Source organism: Bradyrhizobium sp. 25ACV, from assembly GCF_054863005.1.
The window spans coordinates 1-246 of the sequence record NZ_JAVAYO010000172.1 but is presented as its reverse complement, the minus strand read 5'-3'; the positions used below and the strand labels follow the sequence as shown (position 1 = coordinate 246).

Below are 246 nucleotides of genomic sequence, written 5' to 3'. Positions count from 1 at the left end.
ATGACCGCCGCGATGCGCTCGAGGCCCATGCCGGTATCCACCGAGGGCTTCGGCAGCGGCGTGAGCTGGCCGTCGGTGGCGCGCTCGTACTGCATGAACACCAGGTTCCAGATCTCGACGAACCGGTCCCCCTCCTCCTCCGGGGAGCCGGGCGGACCGCCGGGAATTCCGGGGCCGTGGTCGTAGAAGATCTCGCTGCACGGCCCGCAGGGCCCGGTATCGCCCATGGCCCAGAAATTCGACCCC

At 69.5% G+C, this 246-nt stretch carries 1 protein-coding gene; it reads right to left on the bottom strand.

The genetic code is table 11. The annotated features are described in order from the left end of the window. The coding region (locus RAD04_RS39035) for an alanine--tRNA ligase-related protein (RefSeq protein WP_461628016.1) at positions 1 to 246 on the bottom strand (246 nt) is incomplete at both ends.